At 60.0% G+C, this 13,504-nt stretch carries 9 protein-coding genes; 6 read left to right on the top strand and 3 right to left on the bottom strand.

The features are described 5' to 3' along the window. Nucleotides 1-516: 516 nt before the first annotated feature. The 6 genes from BJA_RS11160 to BJA_RS11185 all read left to right on the top strand — a co-directional run bounded on the left by BJA_RS11160 (nt 517) and on the right by BJA_RS11185 (nt 9,430). On the top strand, nt 517-900 hold the full coding sequence (locus tag BJA_RS11160; RefSeq protein WP_011085073.1) for a response regulator: 384 nt from the start codon (nt 517-519) through the stop codon (nt 898-900). 254 nt (nt 901-1,154) lie between these two features. After that, nucleotides 1,155-2,294 (top strand): FIST signal transduction protein, encoded by a 1,140-nt coding sequence (locus BJA_RS11165; RefSeq protein WP_011085074.1) that lies wholly within the window; start codon nt 1,155-1,157, stop codon nt 2,292-2,294. Between the two features lie 95 nt (nt 2,295-2,389). Beyond that, a complete protein-coding gene (locus BJA_RS11170; RefSeq protein WP_161536185.1) occupies nt 2,390-4,813 on the top strand; it encodes a response regulator in 2,424 nt (807 codons plus the stop codon). Next, a complete protein-coding gene (locus BJA_RS11175) occupies nt 4,810-6,393 on the top strand; it encodes an adenylate/guanylate cyclase domain-containing protein (protein WP_011085076.1) in 1,584 nt (527 codons plus the stop codon). The genes BJA_RS11170 and BJA_RS11175 overlap by 4 nt, the downstream gene beginning before the upstream one ends. Before the next feature lie 329 nt (nt 6,394-6,722). Next, the gene (locus BJA_RS11180; protein ID WP_011085077.1) at nt 6,723-7,481 is read left to right on the top strand and encodes a hypothetical protein; all 759 of its coding nucleotides are present in this window, start codon (nt 6,723-6,725) and stop codon (nt 7,479-7,481) included. Between the two features lie 710 nt (nt 7,482-8,191). Further along, on the top strand, nt 8,192-9,430 hold the full coding sequence (locus BJA_RS11185; RefSeq protein ID WP_011085078.1) for a hypothetical protein: 1,239 nt from the start codon (nt 8,192-8,194) through the stop codon (nt 9,428-9,430). 178 nt (nt 9,431-9,608) lie between these two features. On the opposite strand, the gene BJA_RS11190 is transcribed toward BJA_RS11185, so the two are convergent. The 3 genes from BJA_RS11190 to BJA_RS11200 all read right to left on the bottom strand — a co-directional run bounded on the left by BJA_RS11190 (nt 9,609) and on the right by BJA_RS11200 (nt 13,451). Further along, nucleotides 9,609-11,177 carry a hypothetical protein gene (locus BJA_RS11190; protein ID WP_038966542.1) on the bottom strand — a complete coding sequence of 523 codons (1,569 nt, stop codon included), beginning with the start codon at nt 11,175-11,177 and terminating at the stop codon, nt 9,609-9,611. Between the two features lie 75 nt (nt 11,178-11,252). Continuing rightward, nucleotides 11,253-11,588 carry a plastocyanin/azurin family copper-binding protein gene (locus BJA_RS11195; protein ID WP_011085080.1) on the bottom strand — a complete coding sequence of 112 codons (336 nt, stop codon included), beginning with the start codon at nt 11,586-11,588 and terminating at the stop codon, nt 11,253-11,255. A 15-nt stretch (nt 11,589-11,603) separates the two neighbouring features. Then, complete coding sequence (locus tag BJA_RS11200; RefSeq protein ID WP_162494061.1) at nt 11,604-13,451, bottom strand: multicopper oxidase family protein; 1,848 nt, start codon at nt 13,449-13,451, stop codon at nt 11,604-11,606. Between the last annotated feature and the right edge of the window lie 53 nt (nt 13,452-13,504).

Genomic DNA, 13,504 nt, shown 5'->3' on the forward strand with positions numbered 1-13,504 from the left:
AAGCTCGCGAAGCGAGCGAAGGCTGGTGGGCCCGGCAGGACTCGAACCTGCAACCAGACCGTTATGAGCGGCGGGATATGGTTCAGCTTCGTTGATCTTGCTGTGCCGTTGTTCGGGTTGGATCGCGTTCGTTGCATTTTGGCGCGGTCGTTTCTGGTGCGAAACTGGTGCGGTGCGCGTGGTGGTTGGTGGGAACGGCGATTGCGTCGATCTCCGTAAGCGAGCAGCAAGACCTGCGTCGCGGTACGGAGCGCTGTCGACCTCGCCTTGCGGACAAGGGAAAGCGACCCCGCATCAACCATCTGCAACGCCGGCTCACGGCCGTCCTTGTGGCAGAGGTGGTTAGCTACCTGTCGGCGCAGCCCCAGATCACGCGTCCCGCCTCAATTCAATGTCGGCGCCACTGCTCGCCATTTTTTGTGATGCGACAGGTAGACTTGGGTGCTAAATTGTTCTTCAGGCGTCTATTTGGAAGTCTCGGCAAGCGGTACTCACAGTCCGGCTCGAGGCGGTGCGATGCCCAAGATCCTGCTGGTCGAAGACAACGAGATGAACCGCGATATGCTCTCGCGACGCCTCGTGCGCGGTGGGTACGAGGTCATCATTGCCGAGGACGGAGCGCGCGGCGTCGCGATCGCGACGAGCGACAGGCCAGATCTCATTTTGATGGACATGAGCCTACCGGTGATCGACGGTTGGGAGGCGACGCGCCAGATCAAGGCGACGCCCGAACTGCGCAAGATCCCTATCATCGCGCTCACGGCGCACGCCATGGCGACCGACCGGGACAAGGCCCTCAAGGCCGGCTGTGACGACTACGACACAAAACCGATCGAGCTGCAGAGGCTGTTGGGCAAGATCGAGACGCTGCTCGCAGCTACGGGACAATGGAGGAGCTAGAAATTCCGGACAGATGACGAGCTAGCTACACGGCTTCAGGAGGTTGTCGTCGCCATATTGCGGCCGGCGTAAGAACACACAAAATGGCCGCTCGCCGCGCTCCAGATGGAGATGGACTCTGGCCAGGCGGTGGGTGCAGTCCTGCGAATTTCATCGCCGGCACCGGCGATCAGCTACCCTGCTCAGGCGGACGTCCTGACCGGGGCAGAGGCCCGATCGGGGCGGAGAGTTTGTCTTTGTGATGGAGACGACTCATGAAAACAGCGCAGTACGAGTGGTCCAAAAGTGACGGGTGGCGGCCGAATTTGCCAACTGGCGAAGTCGGACGTCAGAGTGTCGTGTTCGTTTTCGGTGCTAGGTCGTTGGTGCAGGCAGGCAGCCTCGTGGGCGAGTTGCGCGACCACTTCAAAGGGGCCGCCATGCTTGGTTGCTCGACTTCCGGCGAGATTCTCGGCGACGTGGTCGTCGACGACTCTGTGAGTGCCACCCTTGTCGACTTCGAACATACGCGACTGCGGTTCGCCTCCGCTACGATTGGTGACGCAAAGGCGAGCTACAACGTCGGCAAGGAGCTCGCGCAGCAGTTGAACGACGCCTCGTTGCGCCACGTGTTCGTGCTTTCGGACGGCTTGCACGTCAACGGCTCCGACCTGGCGCGCGGTCTCGCGAGCGGCGTCTCGGAAGGCGTGTCGATCACTGGCGGCCTTTCCGGAGATGGAACCAACTTCGCCGAGACTTGGGTCATTGCCGACGGTGGCGCTGGCCCTCAGCGCGTGGCGGCGGTCGGTCTGTATGGCGACGATTTGCGCATTGGCTACGGATCGATGGGCGGCTGGCAGGCATTTGGGCCCCTGCGCACCATCACACGGGCCGAAGGCAACATCCTCTATGAGCTGGATGAGCGTTCGGCGCTCGATCTCTATAAATCGTACCTGGGCCCCCACGCCGACCAGTTGCCAAGCTCTGCCTTGCTTTTTCCCATCCTGGTTACCGAGGCAAAGGGCGGCCAGGGTGTCGTCCGAACCGTCCTGTCTGTGGACGAGCAGAAAAAGTCAATGACGTTCGCGGGCGACATCCCACAGGGCGGAACGGCGCAGTTGATGAAGACCAATGTCGACGATCTGGTCGACGGCGCGACCGCTGCCGCCAACGCCAGTCTCAGCGGGCTCGGCGGCAGGCGACCGGACCTTGCAATTCTGGTGAGCTGCGTCGGTCGTAAGCTCGTGATGAAGCAGCGCACCGAGGAAGAAGTCGAAGCAATTCGAAATGTCTTCGGGGCGGATGCGAAGATTTCCGGGTTCTACTCGTACGGCGAGCTTTGCCCCTTCATGCATGGCGGCGACTGCCGCCTTCACAATCAAACCATGACAATTACAACTTTCGCCGAGGACTGAACGGTCACAGGGCACAGATGCACAGGCTGCTACGACGCCAGCTCAGAAAGCACCTCGGTGTGGAGGGCGAAGTACCGGCTGCGTTGCAGTCTTTCGTGGCGGCCGTCGATTCCGCATACACCGATTTCGATAGCGATCGGGCGATGGTCGAGCGCTCGCAAGAGCTGAGCTCGAAGGAGCTGTCGGAGGCACGCGACAAGGCAACAGAGGCGCAGCGCCGGTTGGTCGACGCGATCGAGAGCATCTCCGAGGGTTTCTCGCTCTACGATGCCGACGACAAGCTGGTTATATACAACCGGCGGTACCGGGACATGCACGGCACCGCCAGCATCAATGTCGTGAATCAGGGCGTATCGTTCGAGACAATCCTCCGCAACGCGACCGCGAGCGGCGAGATCCGCGACGCGGAGGGGCGCGTCGAAGCCTGGATCGAGCAACGCCTCGCTCAGCATCGCGATCCCAAGGGCACGCATGTGCAACGCCGCTCCGACGGGCGCTGGATCCAGATCAACGAGCGCAAAACCGACGACGGCGGCACCGTGGCGACCTACACCGACATCACCGACGTGAAGAAGGCGGAGCAGGCGATCCAAGAGAGCGAACAGCGGCTGCGCGTCATCGCCGAGGCCGCGCCTATGGCGGTGGCGATCGTAACCTTTGATGACGGAATCATCCGGTATGCCAATCGGCGCTTCAGCGAGATGTTCGAGCTCGAAGGTTCGTCTGCCCTGGGCCTGCAAGCGAAAACCCTCTACGCAGACCCGCAACATCGCGAGCGCTTCATCGGCGCGCTCACCGAGCACGGCCATGTGGAGGGCATGGAGATGCTGCTCAAGCGGGTTGGAGGCGAGGAGTTCTGGGCGCTCATAGCTTCTCAGCGCGTCGAGTTCGAAGGGCGCCCGGCGATGATCAACGGCCTCGCCGACATCAGCGACCGCAAGCGCATGGAAGGCGAGCTGCACAAGGCGATCTGGGCGAGCGAGCAGGCGACACGCGCGAAGTCGGACTTCGTAGCCAACATGAGTCATGAACTGCGCACACCCTTGAACGCGATCATCGGTTACAGCGAGATCCTGTTCGAGGACGCCCAGAGCGCCGGCCGCGAATCGGAGATGGCGGACCTGCGCAAGATTCAGGATGCCGGCAAGCATCTGCTCGGCCTGATCGACAACATCCTCGATCTTTCCAAGATCGAGGCTGGCAAGATGACGCTCTATCTCGAGACCTTCGAGCTCCGCCCCATGATCGATAGCGTCGCGGCGACCGTCACCCCGCTGGCCAAGAAGACCGGCAACGCTCTGGTGGCGAACTGTGCTGACGAGATCGGCACGATCCACAGCGATCTGACCAAGGTTCGGCAGACCCTGTTCAACCTTCTCAGCAATGCCTGCAAGTTCACGCGGAACGGGACGATAACGCTGACCGCGCTGCGTGACACGAATGCGGCTGGCGAATGGATCGAGTTCCAGGTGCGCGATACCGGCATCGGCATGACGCCAGATCAGCAGGCCAAGGTGTTCGAGGCCTTTACTCAGGCGGACGACTCGACGACCCGCGTCTATGGTGGTACGGGGCTGGGCCTCGCCATCACCAAGAGCTTCTGCCGGCTGATGGGTGGCGACGTGACGCTGACGAGCGAAGCCGGCAAGGGGACGGCGTTTGTAGTTCGTCTGCCGGCGGTAACACGCGCTGCATCGGACACTACAGTCTCGGCGGCAGACAAGCGTTCCGAGGGTCCGCAGGCTGCCGAGCCCGAGCATGCGCCGATCGTTCTCGTGGTCGACGATGATCCCAATGCGCGTGAGCTGCTGCGCCGACACCTGCAGCGCGGCGGTTACGCCGTTCGCCTGGCTGCCAATGGCGAGGAGGCGATGCAACTCGCCCGCACGCTGCACCCCGATGTCGTCACGCTCGACGCTCTGATGCCGCAGATGGATGGCTGGGCCGTGCTCAGCGCCATGAAAGAAGATGCGGTACTCGCGGAAATTCCTGTGATCATGGTCACGATCGTCGACAACCAGGGCATTGGCTTCTCGCTCGGTGCCGCCGATTACCTGGTCAAGCCGATTGATCGCGACAGACTGGTCAGCGCGGTGGAAAAGTGCTGCCCAAGGGGCGCGCCGCGACACGTGCTGATAGTCGAGGATGACGCGTCGGCCAGCGAGCTGATGGGGCGCGCCTTGCGGCAGATCGATTGCATGGTGACGCAAGCAGAGAATGGTCGGATTGGTCTTGAGCGTTTGAATGAGGCTTCACCCGATGCAATTCTGCTCGATCTGATGATGCCGGAGATGGACGGGTTCGAGTTCATCGCACGGGTGCGAGCCGAGTCCCGCTGGCGGAGCATCCCGGTCATCGTCGTCACCGCAAAGACGCTGACCGTTGAGGATCGCTCGCGCCTCAACGGCCAGGTACAGCATTTGGTGCACAAGGGCGAATACAGCGGCAAGGCCGTGCTCGCGGCGCTTGACGAGCTGGTACCCCTGCACGCCCGGCGCGCGCGCGCGGATCGGCCATGAGTATCATTGACACCGACAGCGCGCGCGCTTGGCGCATTCAGCTTGCCCATCTTCGCCAGGAACTGCAGTCCCCGGTCAACGCCTTGCTCGGCTACGCAGAGATCCTGCACGAAGAGGCGTCCCGGAACGGGCGCTTGGACATCCTCCCCGATATGAACCGTATCCTCGGCGCAGCCCGGGATCTCGCCGGCAAGGTCGACCGGCTGATGGACGGCGATCGCGCCAAGAGCCCGCCCGGCTCAGCGGCCACCACGCAAGAACAGGATCTTCGTCACGAGCTGCGCACGCCGCTCAACGCGATCAAGGGCTATGGTGAGATGCTGCGCGAGGATGCAGCCAGTTTCTCAAGCGACTCCCTGAGGGCGGATTTCGATCGCCTGCTGGCTGCGGCCACCGACCTGTTGCTGCGCCTCGATCGCATCGTGCGATTCTCGGTTGATGTCGAGGAGACGAGCTTGGCTCCCGATCAGACCGGCGCGGTCATGGTTAGCGACCTGATGCGCAGCCTCGGGCCGGTCCGGCAGTATGCTGCCACCGAAACCGGTTCTATTCTCGTCGTGGACGATATCGAGGCCAATCGCGACCTCCTGTCGCGCCGACTGACCCGCGACGGCCATCGCGTCTCTTCGGTGGCCGGCGGCCAGCAGGCGCTGCAGGCGCTCGCCAACGATGAGTTCGACCTCGTCCTGCTCGATTTGATGATGCCCGATATCAACGGGCTTGATGTGCTGGTGCGCATGAAGGCGGATGAGCGGCTGCGCCGCATTCCGGTGATCATGATCACGGCCTTGGCGGAGACCGAGAGCGCCGTCCGCTGCATCGAGGCCGGGGCCGAGGACTATCTGCCGAAGCCGTTTGATCCGATCCTGCTGCGCGCGCGGATCAATGCTTGCTTGCACAAGAAGCGCTGGCGCGACCGCGAGCAGAAGTATCTTCGCCGCATCGAGGAGGAGACCGCTAAGTTTGAGCGGCTGCTGCTGACAATCCTGCCAAGACAGGTGATTGGCCGTCTGAACCACGGCGAAGCCATGATTGCCGACCGCTTCGAGGGTGTGAGCGTTCTGTTCGCCGATCTGGTGGGCTTCACCGAGCATTCGTCACGGGTCACGCCTGCAGCGATGGTCGAGTACTTGAACCGGTTGTTCTCGGAATTCGACGCGCTTGCCCGTGAGCTCGGTGTCGAGAAGATCAAGACCATCGGCGACGCCTACATGGCCGTCGCCGGTTTGCCCGATCCGAACCCCGATGCGATCGCAGCGATCGCGAAAATGGCACTTGGCATGATCGATCGGCTGGGACGCGTCAACAGCCATTTCGGCTGGCCGTTGCAAATCCGGATCGGCATACATTCGGGCCCCGTGGTTGCCGGCATCATCGGCGCACACCGCTTCATCTACGACGTGTGGGGCGATACCGTAAATGTCGCCAGTCGGCTCGAGGCCTACTCTCTGCCCAATCGAATCCATGTGTCCCGGGATATCGCCCGCCACCTCGTCGGTCGCTTCGCGCTGGAGCCACGCGGCAGCATTGACGTGAAGGGCAAGGGCAAATTGGAGACTTTTTTCTTGAGCCGGATTTAGGCTCGGCGCGGCTGCGCCACGCGTAGTCCGACGAACGAAGTGTCGGGACCAATCAGAAGCGAGTCGATTAACTCATTGATTTGTAACGAGCCGCCAAAAATTCATGAGTCGATGAACCAAGCATTCATGAGTCGATCTGGCAGAAAAACCAAAATTTGTGAGTCGATACACTCAACCCACACGATGTGGCGCAGCGCGCTGGAAGGTAGGCGCTATATGTAGCGGATCGGCCTTGTACTTTTAGTCTGAGATTGGGTGGGCGCGGTTTGCGAACGAGGTCTGCAAGGGCGCGACCTTTGGGTTTTCCACGGCCTCGCACGCTAAGAGGAATGTCGAGCCTTTCGGGCGCCGGTCATCAATGGCAAGAATCATTCTGGCCACAGGCGGAGAGCCGGATCGTGAAAGTGGTGCATATCGACGCGACACTTCGGATCGTGTCGCAGATAGAAATCGAACCTCATAGCCGGGAGCTCATCAGGCTCTGTGGCTCCTCGGGCCGGCCGAAAACTGCCATCACGTTGCCCAGTGGGGATGTGCTGCTCTGCGCGGAAGGCAGCTCAACGGCGCCGGGATTCACGATCGGCGGATCGCCGACTTTCAGATCAAACGCGGTCCTTCTCGGCAAGCGGGACAGATGGCGGCAGTATACGGCTCCCCGCTTTGGAACGGAGAGAATTGAAGCGCTCCTTCGATGGGTAGAGGCGAACCCGAGCGAGGTAGAGCCAAGGGAGGGCGTCCAAGCGATCTTGATAGACCCGGCTCAACGGACAATCGAGGCCGTCAAAATTGAGCAATCATTGAAGGCTGTCGAGGACATCATCGGCGAAAAGATCGTGCTGGCTTTCCTTGCACCCGGCGGAGATCGTGTCTACGCCGCGGCCAGCGCACAAGGGCCGAAATGGCGCAAGGACGACGCGCACTTCATCGGGCGCTGCGTGATAGTCGGTTCCTCTGAAGGCGGGCTGGTGGATGTGGCAGCGTCGCTGGAAACGCTCAAGAAAGACGTACGTTTCGCGGCCGAACGGTCGAAACGTTGGGTTCGTCACGGCGTCTCCGACGCATCTTCGCCAGGGAGGGCGCCGAGCTAGACTGCAATATAAGTTAGCGTGGATAGAGGGCGATCGAAGGGAAAGGTGCCGGTCAAAGGACATGACGGCGGTAGGGCGGGAGCCACACGGGCGAGCAACCGCAGCTTCTGGCGAGCGCATGATCGCTGAAATTAATCGCGTTCACGAGGTAATGCCCAGGCGCTCGCACGCCGCACTTGCGTGCCGACGCGATACGCCAGTGCGTGTTGTCAAGCTGTCGATGGTGGCGGAGAGAGTGGGACTCTCTTCCCGACAGCGCCTTACGCGCGAAAAACGCCGAAAAACAAGGATTCCTGAAAAGCCCGGCCGAAGTTTGTGACCACCGCCGTGTACCACCGATTTGGTAATTTCGTACTATCAAACTCAACCGATTTCGAGGCGTCTCAGGGTACGTTGCGCCGGCAATCGGACGCTCTGATCGACCCTGTTCGTGGAGCCATGGATCCGCGAAGCCTCAATCGAGCCGCTTCATGTTAGGCGCCACATTGTGAGGATCACCGGCTACGACCCCGAATGACGACCCATGCGAGAGCAAGTGACGGTCTCCGAAGAGAAACACCACTCGGTCGGACCGTGCGGCTTGCTTGTAGGATTTCCGCCGGAGATCGCGGCCGCTGATGCTACCAAACGGTTGCCGGCAAAGCATCATACACGACTCTTTACCTTAAGTTGCATTGCGTTTAGCCTATCCCTTTCTTGGGGGGCGACAGATGAATTACAAAGCGATTCTTTCGTTACCGATATTGTTGCTTTTCGCGGGATGTGGGACACATCTACCAGAACTAACCAGTCCACAAGTGCTACCGCGCGACCGGCTGATCGCGGCAATACATTGTGAGCTTGCCGATGCGATCCGAGAACAGCTCCTCGAAGGGCCCGCTCGTCATTTCCTGATCGACTGGCAGGCGGCCTACACAATTACCCTCAAGGGAAACGAGACCGGCACCCTCGCCGCGGACGCCAACAAGTTTCCTGTGCCGTTTGACCGCGCGGCATCTTCGGTTCTTATATCCGCGGGAGCCGACGTCAAGGGCACCGCGAACCGCACCGCCGTGCTCAAGTTCAGTCTGAATGTCGTCGACATCGATCTACGTGCGGCCCCCTGCGCCGAGGCGCAAGCGACCGGGACCCATCCATTTTTGCGAGGCAACCTCGGTTTCGGTCAATGGCTGAACGAGGCCCTCGATACGAGTCTGTCGGACGGCTTCATTGCGAAGCATCCGGATCGTCTCACGAGCATCGGTCATACGTTCCAATTCGTCGTGCTCGCGACTGCCGGCATCAACCCAACCTTCACCATCGCTCCGCGCCCCGTAACGATCAATCCGTCGGTCGGAGTTTCACGAGAAGAGGATAATAGCGTCGACGTGGTCCTAGCCAAAAGGTCGTCCGGAGGAGGTGGCTCGACGACGGTTTCCAAGGTTAAAACGCCCGAGCAGACAACAAAAGTAGACGGATATCGAAGAGAGAATGAACAAGCCCGACAGAGAATTGCCGAGGCGGACGCGCTTTTGGGATCTCCGGAGGGGCAACGGTTGGCCCAGCTTCAAACCCAGATCCGGGGTAGGGAAGCCGCAATTTCGGGCGTCGGAGGGAGCGTAAGACCCGGACTTGCCGGTCCCAACAGTCTGGATTTGCCAAACGATCTTGCTACACCGCTGCAAGAAAAGGCGCGGCGAGACTTTTCGGAACTACAGGGTCTAAAAGAAGAATTCGCAATAAGTGGGGGCGCCAACTTCGAGCAGCAGCAGAAGGATCGGAACGAGGCCGAGAGAAGGATATCCGAGAACCAAAGTAAGATCCAAGCGATCGAAGCGGACCCGAAGGGGGTTCGTGTTACGCGCGCTCCTGCGGCCCAGCTACCTCCTTCTGAGAACAGCAACATCGCGGCGACGCAGTTGCAGCTCACGTTGGAGCGCGTCATCGGCAATAAGCTGAACGGCTTTTAGAGACGCAAGACACCGAGCAAGCCGGAAAGTACGCAGGTCCTCGATAGCTGGACGTTACCTCGATCACGACGGGGTACTCCGCGTGACACGGTTGATCTCCGGGGGCCACGTGCACGGACTCGGGAGGTCCAACCGCTCGTCCACGGACGAGCGGTTGATCTTGTTTCCAGCGAACCCTTCAGTCGGCGGATCTGAATCGGGTGAAAGCCCCCTCCGTCAGTTTGTCGGCCGTTCGCAAATCCGAACGTCTGATATCGGTATCCGTCGTGCTGAGCGAGCCGGGCTCGGCCAACCTCGTTCGAAAATCATCGAAGGAACGGGCCGATGCGGATACCTGCGGCGCGGCCGGCGCTTTTAGAAAATCGATCAGATTTTGGCGCCTGCTCGGAAGAAAGAAGTCCTTCAGAAGGATGGAAATGTCACCGTTTTCGTCGATGTGCACGAATCCCGGCATATCCGGCCATTTGAGCTCGGTTCCGGGCCCAAGGCTTGCTATCGATTTCCCCCCGGAAAAATGATGACATCCACCGCAGCTCTGCGCTCCGATGCGGTTCAATATCTGCTCGGACGTCATGCTGCAGCCCTGGCTCAGCTTGGCGCTATCCAGCTTCGGTTTGATCCGAGGGAGAAGACCCCCGCCTTTTTGCGCGTTGACCAAGGGGTCGTCGTCGGACCCGGACGCCGTGCTTTCGAATGTATTGTATTTGTCGCTGATGGGTACGCCCATTTTGAATAACAACGTGTCAAGCGTCGCCTTGCTTCCCTTTGAGAGGGCCTGCTCATCCGTGTCGGCTATCGCGTCGACGTAGGTCGCGATCAGTTCGTTAGAAAATTGCTGACGCAGCGCCGCTAAGCGGGGATCCTCCCCGGCGATCGCCTGCCCGTACAGAGAGGGAAGTGCGTTCGCCTTGACGGTATCGGGAACGAAGTTCAGCGTACCGTCGGCGTTTGGCCTCAAATGCCATTCGCGAAGTTGCCAGAGAAATTTCGGTTGATTCACGAACAAGTTCGCCCTCACCTGGCCGAACGGGAGGCCGTACTGCAAGTAATGCACGACAGGCCTGGTTTTCCCGGCGAGGCCCTTGAAGTAGAACATCTCAAGTTGAGTGGCGAGTTCGTCTCCAGACTTTCCCTTCAATCCGTCCCAGAATTCCGCAACCGCCTTACAACCCTCGCCGCCCTTCTGAGGCTCTGGATTGTCCAAGGCAGCCTCAAAGATAATCGTCAACCGATTCGTCGGGCTGACCGGATTTCCTTTTTCATAGACGATCCGATGCTCGCCGCAATACTTCCAATCGGCGGGGGCCAAATCGAGGCGGTTGAAGAGCCCCACAATGCGCATCTCATCCGGGTCTCCTTTCGTCATCATCTTCGAGGGATCGAGACCCACCTCGCCAGGCCGAGGAGTTAGGGGTAGCGCTATTCGCGATTCCGGGTTCACGTCGCTTTTGTCGTTGAACGAGTTGATCATAGAGCTGAGCAAGCCAAGCCGAGCGGCGGGGCTGTCGGCGACGCCGCCAAAGGAGCTGATTATGGCTCCCAAGGTTCTGCCGAAGGAAAAATCGACCTTAGGGTTTTTCAAGACTGTCGCATCCGTGACGATCACGGTGCGAAGTTCACCTGGGTCCGTTATGGCCTTGACTGCGCTCGGTGCGGCACAAAATCCTGGAGCTTGAGCGCGCGCAAGCTGCGAGGAAGAGAGGCTGATGGCGATCGCCGCAATAAGGAACGTAGGACGCTTGATCATCGGTTTCCCCAAATGGATTTCAGAACACATGAATTACGAATGGCTAACAACAGCCATGGCTTGATCGGCTGCTCCTCAGGGCTTGACGACATTGATAGTCGCGTTCATTGGGTGAAAATTGCAGTGATACGGAAGAGGTCCCACGTTCGCGGGGACAGTGATGCTGTAAGTTTCCTTTGACTCGATCGGGTCCTTCTCCGGAAAGGCGCCGTCCTGGTCCGGACTAATCGTGTGCTGGGTGTTCGTCGTGTTCGTCCAAGTGATCGTATCGCCGGGATTCGCATCGACGCTCTGAGGCTCGAACCTGAACGGCCCGCTCATGATGCTTATTGATACTGTCTTTGCCGACACTGGATCGCAGCAGAGACCCAGTGTCGTCGCGCTCGCCAAGAAAAACAAACTAAGTTTCACGAGAGCCTCCTGTCGCTAGGGGATGACTTCCACGGGAGCCATGAGGCCGGAGTCCTCATGCTCCAGAATGTGACAATGGAATACGAACTTGCCGATCTGCTCTTCGGCATCGAAATTGATCACGATGAAAACACGCCCAGCCGCCTCGATCGGCATCGTGTCGTGCCAGATGTAAAGATCGTCCGCGCCTTTTGCGTTCTGCAGTTTCGCGGTGGGATTCGTAACGGTGGTCTGCGGGTCGATGCCGTACCGGCTTAGGTCTTTGTCCGTCGCGATACGGAACTTCGATTGATGAATGTGGAAATTATGCAGTTCACCGGTGGGATTCGAAATCTCCCAAAGCTGACCATGTCCGGTGCTCAACGAGACACAGACATGCTTGGGCGATTTCGGGTTCGATCCAACGTCGCCCCCGTCCCAATTTACGCTGCCGTCGCCCTTGAGATAGCGTTCGAACGGAATCGGTCCTACTGTCGTGCCGGCCACAGCCCTGAACATCCCGATCGGGTGCACCCCGGTCAAATTGGGAGGAGCAACAAGCTCGGTGCGGATGCCCCAGCCGTCCACACGTTGAGTGAAAGTGATCCGTCGATGTTCGAGCTTCGTGGCGTCGAGATCTCGGACACAGCCCACAGGCAGGGCGGTCGCTGCAAGCGGATGAGTTTCCGAGGGCTGCTGCAGCGTCGTGACGGTTTGCGGGGCTAACCTCAATGAAAGCGTCCCTGGCGGCGGCCCGGACGGTTCGAGTACGATCTGCGCCAGTTGGACTTGTGGCCAATTATCGCCGGTCGATGGGTCGCTGCCCGTTTGAAGACCTTCGGTCTGCAGGACAAGCAGGCGCTTGTTGGGGTTATCGGCATCGTTACGAATATAGATCTCGGCCCGCCCGGCCGGCATAAGCCGCAGTGCATCCGTTACCGGCGCGATTGGACTGGGCGACGCGGCTGACTTCGTCGTCGGAACTACCCCGTCGACGCTCAGCAACTCGTAGGAGACCCTCACGCCTGGCGCTGCAGCGTCAAACAGCGAAAGTACGTAGCTGGCGGAAGCACTAGTATTGGCGATCCGCAACAGAAGATTTCGACCGCTATGTACATCCCATGTAGGAAACCGATCGCCATTTACCGTGAACAACCAGATCTTTGACGCATCGCTTCCGCTGCAAAATCCCGGGCGGTCCGCCACCGCGGCCGACGTGCCCAGGCATAATGCGGGGTCTTCGATAGGCATCCAAGCCGCGGGCGATCCTGCCGCTTTGTCCGGCGTGGTACCTGAGACGATCTGGATGTCTCTCAGCAGCGCATGGATGACGTCGGTCTTCGCTCGCAGGGCGTCCGTGGTCGCATCATCGGGACCAACGACATTCGAATCCGGTCTGCCGATTGAGATCAGTCCAGACATTCCGCCGGCGAGTTGGGATGCGGACACGCCATGCAGGTGAGCGTGATACCAATAGAGGCCTGCCGGGTGCGGAATGATCCCACTCGGCAGGTCGAGTATACTGGCCGGAAGGGCCGTCGGGATCTTGATGTTGTAGTCGAGCGATTGGCCCCGACCAAGCTGCGCGAAAACATTGTCACCGTCCCCCTTCGCCGTCACAGCCGCGTTATTCGGCGTAACGATAAGGCCGTGGGTGTGGAGATTCGTCTGGTCCGACGCGCTCGACGCATTCTGACCGTGATGATGGGCGCCTAAGCGAATGCCCGCTGGCGCAAGCGCGTTCAAGAAGCGAACCTTGAAAAGATCTCCCGGACGAAGCTCGACGAGCGGACCGAGGTACGAGCCGTTATAGTTCTGCGTTTCGGCGATCTTGTACCCAGCCACCAATATCGGCCCAGTCGTGGCGGTCAGTTCGAGCGTCAACGTGGCCGGTCCGTCGGGCACCTGCCCTTCGCGGTCGACTCTGCAAAATTCAC

Origin of the sequence: Bradyrhizobium diazoefficiens USDA 110 (assembly GCF_000011365.1) — a bacterium.
Lineage (GTDB): Bacteria > Pseudomonadota > Alphaproteobacteria > Rhizobiales > Xanthobacteraceae > Bradyrhizobium > Bradyrhizobium diazoefficiens.